The organism is Micromonospora sp. NPDC047548, assembly GCF_040642975.1.
In the GTDB taxonomy this organism is placed as follows: domain Bacteria; phylum Actinomycetota; class Actinomycetes; order Mycobacteriales; family Micromonosporaceae; genus Micromonospora.
The window spans coordinates 1-17,865 of sequence record NZ_JBEYTI010000069.1 but is presented as its reverse complement, the minus strand read 5'-3'; the positions used below and the strand labels follow the sequence as shown (position 1 = coordinate 17,865).

The window sequence follows — 17,865 nt, the reverse complement described above, 5'->3', positions numbered from 1 at the left end:
ATCATCAGAAGCCGCGCTCGTCCCACAACTCCAGCCCCGTCCGGTCCTTAACCTGGACAGAACGCCTCAAGCCGGAACAACGCCGGGGCCGTGGGCTTCAGCCTCGGCCAGGGCGATGGCCGCGTCGAAGCTCACGGCCCGCCACACCGTAATGCGTTCCTCATACACGAACGGCGCATCGCTGCCATATTGGAAAATGCACCGCACCGAGAACCACCCTTGGTTGACGGCCTCGTCGGCGTCCTGCGCGTCGTTCACCGACCCATCCTGCCGCACAATGCGGCCCCGCGTCGATCATCACCGCCGCCGGCAACCCCTCGCTTGTAAGTTCGATGAGGCTGCATACGACTAGGTTCGTCGTTGGTCGCTCGCCGAGGTGAAGGGCGACTGAAGGTCCGTCCCGACGGGCCTTGAACGCCCATGAACGAGACGACAGATGAGACGACACCAGGGTCGCCCATAGAGAGCTCCGGCGGCGGCCATACGGCCCAGCGGCCTCAGGTACGCCGTACAGGGCAGATTTTCGGCCAGTTGGACCCCGGCGACAGCACACCGGCTAAGGATCCCACCTCCCGAGGGATGCGCCCCTCCCGGCTGCATCCTGCCCCTGAGCTGGGCCAGGTCCAGCCGAAGCACAGCAGCGCGAGCAACTTTGGCACGTATGTGGCACAGAGGCGGCCGGCAAGGCTCGGCGACGCTGCCCCACGCGCCCATGATCCGGTAGGTAGTCTCCGCTCATGATCGCGCCGTCCCTCGCCTCGCGTTCACGGCGGCTCCGCGCCGCAGTGGCCGCCGCCGTTGTCCTAGCGTCGTGCCTCGCGGTTCCCGTTGGGTGGGCCGCCGTCAAGACAGCCGAACTGGACCGGGGCGAGCCGACCCCCGTTGCTGCCGGCAACGCTTTCCTCCTGGCGGTGTTCAACGGCTCTGACGACGAGCTGGGTATCCGGCGCTGCTTGTGCGACGACCGCGAGGCGGAACTCTTGGCGGAAGCACGCGCTTGGCGTGCCGAGGTCGCCGCAGTGAATTCCAAAATCACGGTGGAGTCCACCGATTAGGAGACGATAGGCAGCGATGGCAACGTTTCCGCGACGGTTGCTTTTCGCTTCACGCTGACCGATCAAGCTACCGGCAGCGTTACGTTCGTCCGGGGCAGTGAACATAAATGGCGATTCCGCGTAAAGCAAGTGCGGGGCGTCGGCGGCGGATGGAAAGTTTGCCGTGTCGACGCCCCGCCGCTTTGTGGCTCCCACCTACGTTGCTAGCCGTTTCGTGGCCCACCCAGGGGGAAGCTATGTCGGCGTCGAGTTGATGTATTTTCGCCCAGAGGGGAGAATCACTCATCATCCCTCCGGTCTTCTCGCGCAGTGTTCATGGCGGTACGCTCGCCTCCATGGGGACTCTGATTGCCCAGGGTATTCTGCTGACTATGGCCGCAGCCTCTTCCGGGTTCGGGCTCTATTGGCCGTGGGTGCTCTGGATTTTGAAGCGCCGAGGTGTGGTTACGGAGACTATTGCGGTCGAGGAAACATGGACCAATGGGAGTCGCGGATATCTCCTCACATTCAAGGACCACCACGGGAATCTCCAGATGATCGGCACTCCAAAATTGCCCCCGAGGGCAGGTGGGTCATATGGTCGTGTCGTCTACGATGAACGTCAGCCGAAACGAGCGCGGACATTTCCTCTCGATCTAGGATGGCTGTGGGTCTTGGTTCCCACCCAGATCCCGGCGGTGATCCTGTGCGTGATTGCCGCGAACCTGTGACATTGCTTCTCGCATGGCAGGCGAGGAACCGGGTCATCTCCGCGGGCCTCGGCGACGCAGCTCTCCGGCAGCGCATCGAGAGGGCGCTCGGCCACGACTGACCCCGTGCCGAACTTTGGCTCGCATGTGGCACAGACACCCGCCATGGACCGCTAACGGCCGGACACGGCCAGACACATGACTAAGGCCCCTGACCGGGTTTTGCCTGGTCAGGGGCCTTTTCGTGCTGGTCAACCCTGGTGCCCCCGGCAGGATTCGAACCTGCGCCCCCGCCTCCGGAGGGCAATGCCTCATCTGTACGGCGCGGCTTGTGACCTGGGCATACGCACGGCCAGGCGCCCGCTCGACCGCCCACGTCTTCGGCCTGCACCGGGCGACCGCCGCCGCCGCGTCGGCCGCCGCGGCCCGGTACCCGGCCCGGCCACCGTGCCGGGCGACCTCCCGCGACACCACCGACGGGTTCCGGCCGATCAGGACCCCGATCTGCTTGTACTCCAGGCCTTCGGCCAGGCCACGGGATATCTCTTCACGGTCAGCCAAGGTCAATATTGCGCGCACGGCGGAACATCCTGTCCCACCGAACCATCAAGATCAAATGCTACGACCGGCTGAACCTGCCCACCCTTGGCGAAATAGTAGCGGTGTAGCGTCAGTGCCAACTCAAGATCACCGATACGGGCAAACTGCCGGGCGATGGCGTGCCCCGAAAAATAAGGACCGAGCGGAAGGCTTTCGATCCAGTGTGGAAATGCCTCCTCATAGCGATTGCGTGACTCCAGGAGTTCCGCGCTGTAGTAGTGCGCCCAGATGTCACCTCGGTCGATCTGCTCCTTATAAACGGCCAAGGCCTCATCAACCCTGTCAGCTAACGCCAGAGCTTTGCCAATCTGATGGTACGACCCGCTTGATTTAGCCAGCGCAAGCGCCTCATCTAGACGATCGGCTTTTACTAAAATTCTCGTCCACCAATCCGGCGCGCGCTCATCGCCTGTGCTCATGGCTGCTTCGTAGATCGCCCCGGCTTCAGCAAACCGCCCATCCTTCACCAGCAAGCGGCAAGCGTGTTCTGACCCAGCCGCACCACCCGCATCGATGGCTCGCAGGTACCAATCCAACGCCTCTGACACGTTGCCGCGTTCCTCAAGGCGGAGTGCGTAATAAAAAGCTGCATACTTCCGCTTCTCGGCAATCGCCTGCAGATACTCTTGCTCAGCCTCGTCCCAGCGACCCTCGTCATCTAGGAGTCGCGCGATGGTTAGGCGCACATCGTAGTGCGGCAATGCTTTCCCCTGCCGCGAGGAGGCGTCGCAACACTTCAATCGCCTCGACGGCGGGGGCGTAATCGGCAAAGCTTCGGTTGCATCCTTGCTGCCCATATTCGTGGCTTGTCTTAGCGCCTCGACTGCCTCCTTCTTCCGGCCTTGATCATGAAGCATCAACCCGAGCCAGAAGCCTGATTCAGCGTTGCCGAGAGCCAGTGATCTCCTGTACATCGGCTCGGCATAGCGTCGCACGTCACGCACATCTGCGGCGGAAGCGAGCTGTTGGAGATCTATCGGATCATGAATCTGCTCTGCCAGAATGTCCCACAGTTCTACCGGGACCGGCTCATTCTCACGGACACGAGCGCCGTAGGACGTGATGTAATCTGCCAGTTCATAACTGGCAGCGCTACCGTATTTATCCCCCGGTTGGGGAATTAGCACAGAGGTCGCACCTCGGTTCCGTTGTATGCAGTACGAGACGACATTTTCGAACCAATCCGCCGAAGCCCGAGCGATCTCCTCATCATTGAGGTAGACGCCGGCTGCTCGCTTAAGTAGGGCCGGCGTTAAGCTGCCCTCGATTCCCAGGCGGCGCACGTCCACGGCGGCCGTGATTACTGCCTTTGAATACGAATCGGCATGCTGCCACGAGGCAACCAACTCGGGCGCGCCTGCGAGCACCTGGGTAACGCCGTAGTGAGAGTCCTGCAGGGCGACCTTAATCCGATAATCCTTCTTCGCGAGCGCTCGTGCGGCGGCCAATTCGGAGGCCGTGAAACTGTCCTCAACATAAATCCGCTCGGCGATGTGCAAAGTCCCTACAATGCGATCCTTTCGCTGTGCGGCGTAACCCTCGGGCCGCTCAGGTGGCGATAGATAGTGCTGGTATCGGTTGGGCCAGATAGTCGCCAGAAAGATGACAGGCTTGCGCTTGGACCATAGGGCGAGAAAGGTTTCCTTGCCTATGCCGCTACTACCCCCACCAGGCAGGAACCTTTGCAACTCGTCCAACCAGACGATCGTGGGCTTCTTCACTTGCTGCCGGGTAAGCCAGTGAAGATCTTCGGCGGACGAGGGCAGAAATACGTTCCAGTCCGGAAAAATGCTCACGACAGCTTCGTAGGCAGATCGAGTTTTACCTGCCGAAGAGTTCCCAATTAAGAGCACAAACCCCTGACCGCGTTGCCGCGCTTTCGTGAGCCGGTCGTTCAGTTCCTGATCGATGACTCGTTTGATATATAACGGGGCCGTTTCTTGTGCATCCTCGTCTTTACTGCCACTACGCTGAGCGCTTTTTAGACGAATGGTCGGATGCACACCTGCCCATGCAGCGCTGAAGGAGGAAACCGGGAGAAGGCGTGGTGACAAGTCGGCTATTGACCCCGTCTCGGGGGGATTTTGGGGCCGACGCCATGTGACGACTGCTAGAACGAATGCAGCTGGAGTGAAGATGACCGCCATCACCCAGCTCGCTGGTTCCAGCCAACCCCACTTCACAGGGAGCGGCTTCCACAGCCATGTCACGGCGCCCGCCGCTGCCAGCGCCAGGAGGGCGAGTGCGACGCTGGTAAGCCGCCATCGATGCCGAGTCATCCCTCCATCATGCTGCCGCCTGCAAGGGCAGCCACTTAGGATGTCCGGTCAACGCGTGTCGCGCTGTAGGCCCGCGAGCTGGCAGAACGCCTAACCGCCGGCTGCCTCTGCCGGGCATTTATCGCTGCCCGTGATCGGCGCACGCCTCACGTCCAGCCGGCTGCTCGCGCCACTGGCCGCCGCGGGACCTACGTGCCACACCGGTATCAGGACCTGCGTGACGCTTGCGGGCACTCACGACGAGCCAGGTGAGTGAGATGGCCGCACTGCCGATGCATGATGGCCAATCGCCGCTTCTTGGACCCGTAGATCACCCGATCGTGACCGTTGAGGGACCGGTGCGTGACGTCGCGTTGGAATGATGCAGCTATGCGCAGACAGGCCGCTCCAGGAATTCTGATCCTGCTGCTAGGGCTCCTAGCAGCATGCACCCCGCCCCACGAGCCGATTGCGGCTTTGGCTGTCCGTGATGGTCAGCCGATGGGCGTTCTCGTCACGTGCCACGGCCTCTCCTCCCAGCTCAGCGTGTACGAGGACGACAACGGGAACAACGCGGACGACCGATCGCTGACTACATGGGGGGTCTACGGCGATCCGACCAGCGAGGTTGTAGAGGTCCTCCTATTCGGTCAGCCACCCGATGGTTGGAAGGTCGACAGCCCCCACGAGATCCCTGGGGCAGAAGCAGGCTCCACCCTGAAGATCAAACCGCTCACCGAGCTGAAGCCCGAGGTCAAGTACAGCCTCTCCGGGTTAAGTCGCCATCACGCCATTTCGGTGGATTTCACTGTCGAGGACTTCGCCCGGATCGGCCCAAACGACGTGTTGGCACCGGCCGATCGCAAGACGATGAAGATCATGTCGCGGGAGGCCTTCGTACGTACGGCCCGGAAAGGCTGCGACTGAACCGCGATTGACTGTGGTGACCGCCGCACCGACGGTCACCACAGTTCTGCGCTCGCTGTGTGAGCAGTATTTGCCACAGCTTCTAGCCGGACCTGTCACGTCGGTCCCGAGACTGTTCTGTCACGGAGGTCCTGAGACCCGGCATCGCCGGCAGCCGGCCCGGTTCGGCCACGCCAATCGAACGCGGCCCTGGTGGATGCGTTGAACGTTGAGCGCGGGCAGAATGTTGGTGTGACGGCAACCCCTGACCCGGATGCGGAGTGGTGGACCACCTCGGATGTGGCGGCGTACCTCGGTGTTCAGACGACGACGGTCACCAACTATCGGAAGCGGGGTCAGATGCCCGAGCCTGACATGACGGTCGGGCGCACGCACATGTGGAAGCCGTCTCGGATCGTCACCTGGCATGCGTCGCGGCCCCGGCCCGGTGTCGGTGGTCGTCCTGCTTCACCTGGCCGGGGCTAACTGCTGACGGCCACCTGCGGGACAGGGCTTCGATCTCGTCGATGTAGTTGGAGGCAATCGGTGCGTCCTTGAACCTGTTCCGCATCAGGTCGCTGAGCTCCCGGGAGCACTCGGCCCGCAAGAGCCGTTGAACCATCGAACGCGCTTCGTCCTCGGTCGCGAACTCCCACCGCAGGATCTTGCCTGTCTCGGTGTCGCCAAACCGCGCCACGATATGCCACCGCACCTCACGGGACAGCCAGACGTCACGGCGCGTCAGTCGCCCCCACGAGCCGTTCCACCACTGCGACACCTGCTCACGCACATCCCGCATCGTACAAGCGTACGAGCAGCCCGCGAGCGGGGCAGCCTGTCATGATCTATCCGGGTAGCCTCGCGCCATGATCGCGTCGCCCCCCTCTCTGCGATCCTGGCGCGTCCGAGCATTGATCGCCTCTGCAATCGCCGTCACAGCCTGCCTGGGTGTACCGGCCGGATGGGCGGTGGTGAAGACGCTCGATGCAGGAAAGGGTGAGCCAACCCCCGTTGCTGCCGCCAACGCCTACCTCCTGGCGGTGTTCAGCGGCTCTGATGACGAGCTGGGCATCCGCCGTTGCCTGTGCAGCGGACAGGAAGCGGAGCTCTTGGCGGAAGCACGCGAGTGGCGCTCGAAGGTCGCCGCAGCGAATTCAGAGATCAAGGTGACGTCGTCCGATTGGAAGACCCTAGTACGACAGCCGCCATTAGGTGTCTGACCAGGGTGGACGCTGTGGGTGGGGCGGGTGAGGTGGGTGCAGCCGCCCTGATGATCATGTGTGTGAAGACAACAAAAAGCAGGCTACGGATGCGCGATGATGATGAGCGACTCGCCGGCTGCGGCCAGTTCAATGGCAGCGCAGACCACCAAGGTCGACTTGCCAGCTCCGAGCGGCGAGTGGACCACAACGCCTCAGATCGCGCCGGAGCGCAGGTTGCCCAGTACCGGCAGCAGCAGCAAATTCGCCGCGACAGAAAGGGGACTGTCGGGGACCCGACAGTCCGTCCGAGCAGGGGCAGCGCCACACGTAGAAGGCAGCTACCTTGGCCCTGGTGACGGATCTTGAGCGGGGCATCTACGAGCACCTGATCACTCACCAACTCGCCAACCAGCTTCACCGCCTCGACCCCGCCGTGATTCAGCACCGCCCCCTCGACCCCGCCGACTCCCAGGAGTTCCTGACCCGTCACCTAGCCGCCCTGGTGAGTCGCGCCCTGCAAGCCGTCCCCGGCGGCGGCGACAAACTCCACCGCCAGGTCGAGCTGGCCAACCGCCTGGCCACCGCCATCTCGGAACTGGACCCCAGCGCCGCCAGCCGCAGTGACCACGTCGCTGACGCCAAGAACCTCCTGCACGCCATCGCCGCCCCACCCACCCCACCGGCGAAGCCGACCTTCCCGCAGCGCCCCACCACCCCGCTCTCCACCGGCGCGCTGCTGGTCAACGGCCGCCACCAGCCGCGCATCGGCCACGAGGTCACCCACGAAATGGCCTCGGCAGAGCACGTCGAGTTGCTCTGCGCCTTCATCAAGTGGCATGGCCTGCGCATCGTCGAGCCCGCCATCCGCGACCTGATCCACCGCGGCGGCCGGCTCCGCGTCATCACCACGACATACATGGGCGCGACCGATCAGCGGGCGCTGGACCGGCTCGCCGAACTGGGCGCCGACATCAAGGTCTCCTACGAGACCAGGACGACGCGGCTGCACGCCAAGGCGTGGCTGTTCCGCCGGGGCAACGGCACCACCACCGCGTACGTCGGCTCGTCGAACCTGTCGAAGACGGCGCTGGTCGACGGGGTGGAGTGGAACGTCCGGATCTCGAACATCGAGCAGCCGCATGTCATCGACACCTTCACCGCCACCTTCGAGGACTACTGGAACGACCCTGCGTTCGAGGACTACGACGCCACGAGGGACGCCGAGCGGCTCAGGCAGGCGCTCAGCGGCGAGCGCCGTGACGAGGCACCGACGCAGATCGCGAACCTGGATGTGCGGCCGTACCCGTATCAGGCGGAGATCCTGGCCGACCTGGACGCGGAGCGGCAGGTGCACGGCCGGCATCGCAACCTCGTGGTGATGGCGACCGGCACCGGCAAGACGGTGGTCGCGGCGCTGGACTACCGGCGGCTGCACCGCGCGGGACAGGTCGACTCGCTGCTCTTCGTCGCCCACCAGGAGCAGATCCTCAAGCAGAGCATGTCGACGTTCCGCCAAGTCATGGGCGACGGCAGCTTCGGCGAGATGCTGGTCGGCGGCAGGGAGCCGACCCACTGGCGGCACGTCTTCGCCTCGATCCAGTCGCTGCACCGGCGGGAGATCGACCCCGAGGCGTACGACATGGTGATCGTCGACGAGTTCCATCACGCGGAGGCGCCGACGTACGCCCGGCTGCTGGAGCGGCTGACACCGCGCGTACTCCTGGGGCTGACGGCGACCCCTGACCGGGCCGACGGCGGTGACGTGCGTCGGTGGTTCGACGGCCGCGCTGCCGTGGAGCTGCACCTGTGGGACGCGCTGGAACGGCAGTTGCTGGCGCCGTTCCAGTACTTCGGGGTGCACGACGACGTGGACCTGTCGCACCTGCGGTGGAAGCGCGGGCAGGGGTACGACCCGGCGGAGCTGGACGGCCTCTACACCGGCAACGACGCGCGGGCGCGGATGGTGCTGAAGGCGGTGCGGGACACGGTCGACGTGGACCGGATGCGGGTGCTCGGGTTCTGCGTGAGCATCGGGCATGCCGAGTTCATGGCGGATTGGTTCACTCGGCACGGCGTACCGTCGGCGGCGGTGACCTCCCGGGCGGACCGTGCGGCTCGGGACGGCCTGCTGCGGGAGTTCAAGGCCGGCAAGCTGCGGGTGCTGTTCACGGTCGACCTGTTCAACGAGGGTGTCGACCTGCCGATGGTCGACACGATCCTCATGCTGCGGCCCACCGAGAGCGCGACCATCTTCCTTCAACAGCTCGGCCGTGGGCTTCGTCTCGACGACGACAAGCCGTGCCTGACAGTGCTCGACTTCATCGGCGGGCAGCACGCCAACTTCCGCTTCGACCTGCGGTGGCGGGCGCTGACCGGGGTCAGCCGGAGGGCGATCAAGGAGGCTGTCGAGCAGGACTTCCCGACGCTGCCCAGTGGGTGCCACGTCCAACTCGACCGCGTCGCCAAGGACATCGTGCTCGAGAACCTGCGGTCGGCCATGCCGACGTCGAAGAAGGGCCTGGTCGCGGAGCTGCGGCAGCTCGGGGATGTCAGCCTGGCCGAGTTCCTGCGGGAGACCGGCCTTGAGGTCGAGGACATCTACCGGAACAAGTCGGTCGGTGGGTGGACCGGGCTACGGCGGCTCGCCGGCCTGGCGGCCCCGCCGCCCGGGGCGGACGACCAGGAGCTGGGGCGTGCCATCGGGCGGATGCTGCACCTCGACGACGTCGACCGGCTAGACCTGCTGGCCCGCGTCGCCACCGGAGAGCAGCCGCCGACAGACCGGCTGTGGGACATGCTGCACTTCGACCTGTGGGGGCCGAACGCGCCGCTCACCTCACGGGACGAGCGGCTGGCGCGGCTCTGGGCAGAGCCGGCGCGCTGCGTCGAGGTGCGGCAGGTCGCCGAGGTGCTGCGGGAACGAATCCACCGGGTCACCAAGCCGGTGGGGGCGCTGCACGTGCACGCCCGGTACAGCCGCAACGAGGCGTGCGCGGCGGTCGGGATGCCGAACCCGGGGTCGTTGCGCGAGGGCGTGAAGTGGCTTGAGTCTGAACGGGCGGACCTGTTCTTCGTCACCCTGGTCAAGTCGGAGCACCACTACTCCCCCACCACCATGTACGCCGACCGGGCGATCACCGAGTCGCTGTTCCAGTGGGAGTCGCAGAGCACCACCTCGGCGGCGTCGGCGACCGGGCAGCGGTACATCAACCACGAAATGCGGGGGTCGACGGTGCACCTGTTCGTGCGGGAGACCCGGGTGGCCGACCGTGACCTGGGCGCCCCGGCGTACCTGTACGCGGGGCCGATGAGCTACCAGAAGCACACCGGGGACCGGCCGATGCGGATCATCTGGCGGCTGGAGCACGCGCTGCCCGCCGACATGTATGCCGCCGCCCGGGCCATCGCCGCATGACCGTCCTGGACCGGCTCACCTCACTGCGGCTTCACCAGCAACGCGGCCGGCGCGCACCGCACAAGCCACTGCTGGTGCTGTTCAAGGGCCAACCCCTGGCCGCGTAGGAGTGGAGCAGGCGCGACCCCCGCGCTGCTCCGACGAGCGCTCGCCGAACTGTCAGGCATCCGACAACGAACGGCGCACCCCACCAGGTGCATCCACCCGTCGCCAGGGTGAACGGTCCTCGGCGGGTGGTGACCATGCTGCCCCGCCCGTGCACCGACATCCGGGACGCCACAGTAGATCGTCGATGGCGACCGAATCAGCTACTACCGTGATCAGACGGGCGGGGCGAATGGGAGCGTGAGTTCTGAGTGTTGCGCATCGACGTGCTCGGCCCCGTGCGGGCGACCGTGAGCGACCAACCCGTACGGCTCGGCCCGAAGCTGGTGGAGCTGCTGGCCATCCTGCTCGTCGATGCCGGCTCAGCCGTCCCAGCGGCCCGGATCGTAGACCTGATCTGGGCCGAATCGCCTCCGCCCGGCGCCCGCACCACCCTCCGCAGCCACGTCTCCCACCTCCGTCGCGCCCTGGAGCCAGGAGCAGAGCAGGTCATCATCACCGTCGGCTCGGGCAGCGGCGCCGCCTACCGCCTCGACGTGCCCGAGGACACGGTCGACGCCCACCGCTTCGAGCGCTGGTCCGCGGAGGGCCACCGCCTGCTCTCCGCCGACGAGCCCGACCTGACCGAGCGAGCCGCCGCCCTGCTCCACAACGCGCTGGCGCTCTGGCGCGGCCCGGCCTTCGCCGACCTGGCCGACCGCCCGTTCGTCCTGCCGAGGGTCGCCCAGCTCGACGCCACCCGCCGTGTGGCGCACCGCGACTACGCGCAGGCCCTCACCGCGCTCGACCGGCACGCCGAGGCGATCGCGCAGCTCTCCGGTGCGCTCGTCGACGACCCCTATGACGAGGCGGTACGGCGACTGCTCGCCCTGGCGCTGTACGCGGAGCAGCGGGTGGACGAGGCGGCCGAGGTGTGCCGGGACGGGCTGCTCCTGTTGCGGGACCGTGGCCTCGACGCCCCCGAGCTCCAAGAACTCCAGCGGGACATCCTGCACCGCCGCCTGCCGTCGCAACGAAGGCCCGCGGACCACGCCAAGCCGGTCCGGCCATCCCTGCTCCCACCCGACCCGCCGCAGTTCGTGGGCCGGGTCGCCGAGCTGGACACCGCCCGGGAGCTCCTGCGCCCCACAGCAGACGGCTCCCCGACGGTGCTGGTCAGCGGGGCGGCCGGCGTCGGCAAGACCCTCTTCGCGATCCGGCTGGCGCACGCCGTACGCGGCGATTTCCCGGACGGGCAGTTGTACGTCGGCATGCGCGGGTTCGACCCGACCGGGGCGCCGATGAGCGCGGGCGAGGCGGTCCGCGGTTTCCTCGACGCGCTCGGGGTGCCGCCCGAGCGGCCCTGCCAGGAGTGACAGTCGGAATTGATTGACGTCGACTGTGGCCGCATCCCGTGGAAGCACTGTGGAAGGAGCGTGAAAGATGTGCCCGGTGAGGTGCCCGTGACGGGTGTTGCTGCCGGTGTCTCGGATCCCGGGGCGAGCGCCCGCGACGGTCCATAGCCTGGAAGCGGGAGCATGTCGGGCAACATTGACGGAGGACACCGTGAACGAAGCCGTCAGGGACGCCCTTGAGGGCGCCAGCGAGATCGAGCTCACCGTGACCGGCCGGAAGACCGGACGGCAGATTTCGCACCCCGTGTGGTTCGTGCAGGAAGAAGCGAGCCTGTTCCTGGTTCCGATAACCGGCTCGGACAGCGACTGGTACAAGAACGTACGGCGGACGCCGATGATCCAGGTGACCTCGAACGGAACGGCGTTGAGCACGAGCGCCACACCGATCACCGACGCCGACCGGGTCAACCACGTCGTGGCGATGTTCCGCGACAAGTACGGCGCGGATCAGGTGGAGGCGCAATACCCGAAGTGCGACGTCGCCGTCCAGGTTCAGCTCGGGTAACCCGCCGGCACGACGGGGCCAGCGTGGAGCGCCATCCGGTAAACCGGCTGCTTCCTGCCCCGTCGATCGGGGCAGCGGCCGTACCGGCCGCCCACCATGCCCACGGTTCCGTCGCCGCACTGCGTCAGGTAGCCGTGACCCGCCCAGAATCCGTCCACGCAGACGAAGTAGCTGCACACCTCAACGGCCGGCTCGTGGATCAGCGAGCCGCCGCAGTAGGTATAGCCGAGCGGGTTCTCGGGCGCCCCGCACCGCTGCACCGGGGTCGGAGTCGGAGTCGGAGTCGGCGAGGCCGGCGGTGGGGCCGTCGGACGCGGGGTCGGCGAGGGAACGGTGCCCGGGGTGGGCACCCGCCCGGGCGGTCCGGGCTGCGGCACCGGGGTGGTGGCCCGGTCCGAGGGAAGCGGCGCGCGGCGATCGACCGGCGGGGGCATGAACCAGCCGCCAGCCAGGCCAGCGGGCGCCGGGCGGGGAGCGACCCTACCTGGCGCGACCCGACCGACGGCCGGGGCGCTGCTGGCCGCCGGACCGATGCTGGTGCCGGCACCCGGGGTGGTGGTGACCACGACGCCACCGTCGGTGGGGAGGACGGTGGGCGGGTGGCCGATCGGGTCCGAGTCGGCCATCGCCGCGAACGCGGCGGTGGCGACGAGCGCCACGCCCGCGGCGACCCCGGGGCGGATGAGGCGGTGGTACCCGGGGGCCTGCGCGGCGCTGACCAGCACCGGCGCCGCCGGCGGTAACCGTCGGCTGGCGACCACCGCGGCGTTCAGCCGAGTGAGGACGGCGGCACGCTGCCCGGTGGCGTCGGCGTACGCCATGGTCAGTCGCAGCCGGAAGCGGGCCGCGGCACCCCGGGGCACCCGGAGGCCGGCCACCAGCGCACCGTTGGGCCCGTGCAACAAGGTGACCGGCACCGCCGGGTGGTGCGTCAGACCGCCCAGTTGCGCGTACGTCCACTCGTACGTCCTCTTTCGACTCACCAGGACGATGCGGCGGTCGGTGACCACGGCGGTGCTGGCGCCGGCCACCCGGCTGCCCTCGGGCAGCGGGGGTGCGGTGTCCGGGTGGGCGACGGGGATCGCGGACAGTTCGGGGTGGGGCAGGTCCGCGTGACGCGGCACGGTGACCAGCTCGGTCGACGGCTGGACCGCGACGACGGTTTCGTCGTATGCCAGGTCCAGGGGCAGGGCCGGCCGGATCGTCGGAGGGTCCTCGGCGGCGGCCCGCAGGCGCTGCAGGTCCACGCCCCGCTGGCACCAGGCCTCGACGGCGTCCTCGTGGGCACGTCGCCGCCGCGCGTTCTCCCGCTCGGCCCACCGGGCACGCCAACCCACACCGGTCCTGTCCACATGCGTCACTTCGGGTCACCTCTCACGAAGATGTTTCGGCGTCGCATGCGGTACAACCCCTGAGGCCGCCACAGGTCACGCCCTCGCGTCCACTCTGGCGGGTGGGTTGGCGGGCGCGGAGCGGATCAGCCGATGATCGTGAGGCGGGCGTCGACCAGCGCCACCGCCGCGGTCAGAGATAGCCCGGGCGCCGGGTGCCGCCGTGGTCGGCGCACGGCCCGCGCGGTACGCCGGTCATGCTGACCAGGCCGTCCTCGCACTGCACCAGGTAGCCCCTGCCGTTCCAGAAGGTATCCACGCAGTCGAACCAGTCGCAGACGTCCGCGGCCGGGTCGTGGATGTAGGAGCCGCCGCAGTAGTTGTAGCCGTACGGGTTCTCCGGTGCGCCGCAGAGGTCCCCCGAGGTCGGGCTCGGCGAGCCGGTGGACGGGCTCGGGCTGCCGCCACCGGTGCTGCTGGCCGACGGCCGTCCCGAGGGCCTGGTCGGTGAGCCACCATCGGTCGGGCCCGATCCGGGCGAGGTGGCCGGCCCGGAACCGGGCCCCGGTGCCGTACCGGGGCCGGACGTGCCGGGCGCGGTGGTGGCGTCCGGCCGCGGCCCGGCGGTGAGAGCGGTGGGGCTGAGCGGCGCGCCGATGGCGGTCGACGACGAGGGTTCATCCGGGTCGGTCGAGGCCGCGCCGGGGCGGTCGCCGAGGTCCATCCCGACCACCGGCCGGTCCGCCGTGGACCAGCGGACCGTGCCCACGACCCCCGCCAGGGCCACCAGCACCGCGACGGCGGCGACCAGCGTCGGACGGGCGAGGCGGGCGGCGGCCGGGGCCTCGGCGGGCGTGGCCGGCGCCGGTGCCGCCGGTTGGCTGCGCCAGTGCGCCACCACCGCCTCGTCGAGCCGGTCCAGGAGCGCGTCCCGCTCCCCGACGGCGTCGGCGTACGCGACGGTGAGTCGCAGCCGGAAGGCGGACGCGGCGGTCGGCGGCACCCGTACGCCCCGGATCCTGCCCGGGCCGTGCTCGTGCAGCAGGGTGAACGGCTCCTCCGGATGGTGCGCCACCCCGGTGAGCTGCGGGTACGGCCACTCCCGGACGCCGTGGCGCCCGACGAGGATCAGCCGCCGGTCGGTCACCACCGCCATGCCGGCGTCGACCACCGCGATGCCCTTCGTCAGTCCGGGTGACCGGACCGTGTCCTCCACGGGAACGACGGTCAGCTCCGGCGCGGGCAGGCCGGTGGTGTGTCGAGCCGTAACCTCGAGGAGTTCCGCCCCGGACTGCACGGTCGCCACGACCTCGTCGTGGTCGAGGGCCACCGGCAGCCCCACCGGCGTCTCCGCCCGCTGCTCGGGTTCCTCGGCCCGGGCGCAGAACTGCCGTAGCTCGTTGTCGCGTCGTCGCCACGCCTCGACAGCTGCCTCGTACGCCGTGCGCCGCCGCTCGTTCTCTCGGGTGACCCACCGGGCCCGCCAGCCCGAAGCCGTCCCGTCCGTCGCCGCCACCGGGTCGCCTCTCATCGCCAAGGGGTTTCGCGTCCACCCGGTACAACCGTGCGCGGCGGCGCAGGACACGCCGCAGCCATCGACTGGTTCGGCTGGTTCCGTGGGGGCCGATCGGTGGAGTTGCCGTCGAGTACCCGTACCGGTGGGCGGGTGGGGCCGAACCGCCGATATCCACGGCTATCCCTGACCGCCCGCGCGGCGATACCGTGCACGCACCGCCTCGGGCCGTCGTCCCGCCGACAGGTCGCGACGCCGCCTTGCGCGTCCCCACCCCGCACCACCGGATCGATCTCACGTCCATCGATCTCATGTCCGACGCCGGCGTGGTCGCCGGGAGAGAGGATCGAAGAAGATGCCGCCGACACCCCCCATCTCCCGCTGGCGAGCGGCGCGAGTGACCCTCGCAGCCGCCGTCGCACTGGTCAGCCTCGGCGTCTTCGGCGCGCCCGTTCAGGCCCAGGGACAGTCCAAAGTCACCGTGATGACCCGGAACGTCTATCTGGGTGGCGATCTGACGCCGTCCATCGGCGCGCCGACAACGCAGGCGTTTCTGGCCGCGAACTCCGCGCTGTTCAGCCATGTCGGCCTGGTCGACTTTCCCGCCCGGGCGAAACTGCTCGCTCAGGAGATCACCGAGAACAAGCCGGATCTGGTCGGGCTGCAGGAGGTCGCCCTGTGGCGCACGGGCAGGATCGGTGACCCCGCACCGGCCACCGACATCCGGTACGACTACCTGGCGCTGCTCATGGGTGAGCTGAGCCGTTCCGGTCACCCGTACGACGTCGCGGTCGTACAGGCCGAGGCCGATCTGGAGGCGCCCGCGGGCGCGCCGCACCACCTGGACGTACGGCTCACGATGCGCGACGTCATCCTGGTGCGCCACGGCGGCCGGGTGAAGGTGACCGACTCCTCGTCCGGCAACTTCGTCAACAACCTCACGTTCACGCTCGCGGCAACGAACGGGACCGTGACCAGCACCCGCGGTTGGACCGCGGTGGACGTGGTGCACGGGCGACGCCCGTTCCGGTTCGTGAACACCCACCTGGAGGCCTTCCACGCCGGTATCCGTGTGCTGCAGGCGCACGAACTGCTGGCCGGCCCGCTGGCCGCGGCGCCGGGTGACGTCATCCTCGCCGGTGACCTCAACACGGGCCCCGACCTGCCCGTCGCCGAAAACCGGCTCGCCTACGCGGCGCTGGTGGCCGGCGGGATGCGAGACACGTGGCTGATCCTGCATCCGGATGAACCTGGCTACACCGCGGGTCTGGGCGATGACCTGAACCAACCCGTCGACGACGTCGAACACCGCATCGACATGGTCCTGTTCCGGGGGGCGGTCGTCCCCGTCTCGAGCCTCATCTTCGGGGCCGAGCGGCAGACCCCCGACGGTCGGTGGGCATCGGATCACCTCGGCTACCTGGCGGTGCTGGCCCTGCGGTAACGCGAACGCTCCTCCGGGCTGGCGCCGACGCGCCAGCCCGGAGTGGTGACCTGATGCGCCTCTGCTGCGCCCAACTCTTCCACGCTGGCGAGCCACTGGCCTCGGTGTGTCGGACGAGCTGCGGAACTGCCTGGCGGAGAAGGGCATCACGTTCGCCACCCAGCGGGGGCAAGCCGCTTGGCGTCCGCTTCTGTAGCCGATGTGAGGGCGCCTTCGCCGGTTCAAAGAGTGGCGCTGTCGATCCATCGACTGGGACACATACCCAGAGATGGCCAACTCAGCAAACCGAGCGTCGCATCACGCCACGCCGCGTTCGTGATCGATCTTGACTTGTGAGCGGGCCTCTTGGGCCTCCATCCCGGGGGGGGCGATCGGCCCTACCTCCGCTCCTCCAACAGGGGGATGGTCGGGGGTCGAGGGTGCGCGCATTGAGGCTCGGAGGAGGCCAACATGTCGACCACGATCGGACGGGCACCGGAGCTACCGCGGCCTGAAATCTCGACCGAGGGCTCGCCAGGGGCGCTGCGAAGGGTGCTGCTCGCCGCCGGGATCGGCTCTTCCCTGTTCTATGTCGTCGCCCTTGTGCTGGGACCGATGCGGTGGGAGGTCTACAGCTCGATAGACCAAACCATCAGCGAGCTGTTCGCCATCGACGCTCCTTCCCGACCACTCGTCGTTTCGCTCCTGTTCGTCAGCGGGGTGCTTGCGCTCGCCTTCGGGTTCGGAGTCTTGTGGTCAGCCGGTCGGAACCGCGCTCTGCGCGTCACCGGCTGGGCGCTGGTCATAGCCGGAGTCGTCGACCAGGCCGGCCCCTTCTTCCCAATGCACATGCGTGACGTCATCGCCCAGGGTGGTGGCACCTTCAGCGACACGATGCACATAACCCTCACCATCGTGCTCTCGTTGCTCTTCCTGCTGGCCATGACCTTCGGTGCCGTGGCGCTCGGGAAGCGGTTCCGCGTCTACTCCGTCGCTACGATCCTGACGCTGCTCGCGTTCGGCGCACTGGCCTCGATGCAGGCTGACGCCCTCGCTACGAACGAGCCCACGCCGTGGCAGGGAGTGTACGAGCGCATCAACGTCGCGGCTTACCTGCTGTGGATGGTGGTGCTCGCCATCGTGCTGTTGCGCACCCAAACCGATGCACCGGTCGAGGCGGCGCCCGACACGCCGGGAAGTCGTCAACCGGCCTGACCTCTGGATCGGCGGCGTTTGGAGCCGCACGTTGGCGCCGCGTTGCCAGATCAGCGAGTTGACGCAGTCGAGGGCGGAACGGCAGGGCACCGACGGGCCGGCCGTGTTTCGGCGCGGAATGCTGCAACCCCGTCGGCTCCAAGCCACCGGCGTTTCAGTGAGGTGATCTCAGCAACGCAAAAGTGTTGATTGGTGCGACACGGGTGAAGGCGATGAGATCGGGCAGTGCTGGACGCGGGTGTGGGGCCCTCGGT

The 17,865-nt window shown here is 67.7% G+C and carries 15 protein-coding genes; 9 read left to right on the top strand and 6 right to left on the bottom strand.

The window, feature by feature from the left end:
* Window positions 1–66 precede the first annotated feature (66 nt).
* On the bottom strand, window positions 67–258 hold the full coding sequence (locus tag ABZ807_RS31340; RefSeq protein ID WP_357166117.1) for a hypothetical protein: 192 nt from the start codon (window positions 256–258) through the stop codon (window positions 67–69).
* 479 nt (window positions 259–737) lie between these two features.
* On the opposite strand from ABZ807_RS31340, the gene ABZ807_RS31335 reads away from it, so the two are divergent.
* Both ABZ807_RS31335 and ABZ807_RS31330 read left to right on the top strand, forming a co-directional pair.
* Window positions 738–1,055 (top strand): hypothetical protein, encoded by a 318-nt coding sequence (locus ABZ807_RS31335; RefSeq protein WP_357166114.1) that lies wholly within the window; start codon window positions 738–740, stop codon window positions 1,053–1,055.
* A gap of 335 nt (window positions 1,056–1,390) precedes the next feature.
* Window positions 1,391–1,765, top strand: a complete 375-nt coding sequence (locus ABZ807_RS31330) for a hypothetical protein (protein WP_357166111.1) — start codon at window positions 1,391–1,393, stop codon at window positions 1,763–1,765.
* Between the two features lie 33 nt (window positions 1,766–1,798).
* Here ABZ807_RS31330 and ABZ807_RS31325 read toward each other — a convergent pair whose 3' ends face one another.
* Together ABZ807_RS31325 and ABZ807_RS31320 are read right to left on the bottom strand one after the other, a co-directional pair.
* The gene (locus tag ABZ807_RS31325) at window positions 1,799–2,323 is read right to left on the bottom strand and encodes a helix-turn-helix domain-containing protein (RefSeq protein WP_357166108.1); all 525 of its coding nucleotides are present in this window, start codon (window positions 2,321–2,323) and stop codon (window positions 1,799–1,801) included.
* Window positions 2,308–4,491: a tetratricopeptide repeat protein gene (locus tag ABZ807_RS31320; protein ID WP_357166105.1), complete on the bottom strand. Its 2,184-nt coding sequence runs from the start codon at window positions 4,489–4,491 to the stop codon at window positions 2,308–2,310. Before ABZ807_RS31320 ends, ABZ807_RS31325 begins: the two co-directional genes overlap by 16 nt.
* 612 nt (window positions 4,492–5,103) lie before the next feature.
* Between ABZ807_RS31320 and ABZ807_RS31315 the strand changes: the two genes are divergently transcribed.
* Window positions 5,104–5,529, top strand: coding sequence for a hypothetical protein (locus tag ABZ807_RS31315; RefSeq protein WP_357166102.1), 426 nt, complete (start codon window positions 5,104–5,106; stop codon window positions 5,527–5,529).
* Window positions 5,530–5,926: 397 nt separating this feature from the next.
* Here the strand turns inward: ABZ807_RS31315 and ABZ807_RS31310 are convergent, their stop codons facing one another.
* The gene (locus ABZ807_RS31310) at window positions 5,927–6,298 is read right to left on the bottom strand and encodes a hypothetical protein (RefSeq protein WP_357166099.1); all 372 of its coding nucleotides are present in this window, start codon (window positions 6,296–6,298) and stop codon (window positions 5,927–5,929) included.
* Window positions 6,299–6,374: 76 nt separating this feature from the next.
* On the opposite strand from ABZ807_RS31310, the gene ABZ807_RS31305 reads away from it, so the two are divergent.
* The 4 genes from ABZ807_RS31305 (at window position 6,375) to ABZ807_RS31290 (ending at window position 12,129) form a co-directional block, all read left to right on the top strand.
* Window positions 6,375–6,728 carry a hypothetical protein gene (locus ABZ807_RS31305; RefSeq protein WP_357166096.1) on the top strand — a complete coding sequence of 118 codons (354 nt, stop codon included), beginning with the start codon at window positions 6,375–6,377 and terminating at the stop codon, window positions 6,726–6,728.
* A 334-nt stretch (window positions 6,729–7,062) separates the two neighbouring features.
* The gene (locus tag ABZ807_RS31300; RefSeq protein WP_357166093.1) at window positions 7,063–10,125 is read left to right on the top strand and encodes a DUF3427 domain-containing protein; all 3,063 of its coding nucleotides are present in this window, start codon (window positions 7,063–7,065) and stop codon (window positions 10,123–10,125) included.
* Window positions 10,126–10,481: 356 nt separating this feature from the next.
* Window positions 10,482–11,585: a BTAD domain-containing putative transcriptional regulator gene (locus tag ABZ807_RS31295; RefSeq protein ID WP_357166090.1), complete on the top strand. Its 1,104-nt coding sequence runs from the start codon at window positions 10,482–10,484 to the stop codon at window positions 11,583–11,585.
* A gap of 190 nt (window positions 11,586–11,775) precedes the next feature.
* On the top strand, window positions 11,776–12,129 hold the full coding sequence (locus ABZ807_RS31290; RefSeq protein ID WP_357166087.1) for a nitroreductase/quinone reductase family protein: 354 nt from the start codon (window positions 11,776–11,778) through the stop codon (window positions 12,127–12,129).
* Here the strand turns inward: ABZ807_RS31290 and ABZ807_RS31285 are convergent.
* Entirely contained in the window at window positions 12,117–13,490 is a 1,374-nt protein-coding gene (locus ABZ807_RS31285; protein WP_357166084.1) for a hypothetical protein, read from the bottom strand. The two genes, ABZ807_RS31290 and ABZ807_RS31285, sit on opposite strands and share 13 nt — an antisense overlap.
* Before the next feature lie 163 nt (window positions 13,491–13,653).
* Window positions 13,654–14,991 (bottom strand): hypothetical protein, encoded by a 1,338-nt coding sequence (locus ABZ807_RS31280; RefSeq protein ID WP_357166081.1) that lies wholly within the window; start codon window positions 14,989–14,991, stop codon window positions 13,654–13,656.
* Between the two features lie 379 nt (window positions 14,992–15,370).
* Between ABZ807_RS31280 and ABZ807_RS31275 the strand changes: the two genes are divergently transcribed.
* On the top strand, window positions 15,371–16,417 hold the full coding sequence (locus ABZ807_RS31275) for an endonuclease/exonuclease/phosphatase family protein (protein WP_357166078.1): 1,047 nt from the start codon (window positions 15,371–15,373) through the stop codon (window positions 16,415–16,417).
* A 450-nt stretch (window positions 16,418–16,867) separates the two neighbouring features.
* Entirely contained in the window at window positions 16,868–17,611 is a 744-nt protein-coding gene (locus tag ABZ807_RS31270; RefSeq protein ID WP_357166075.1) for a DUF998 domain-containing protein, read from the top strand.
* Window positions 17,612–17,865: the final 254 nt, after the last annotated feature.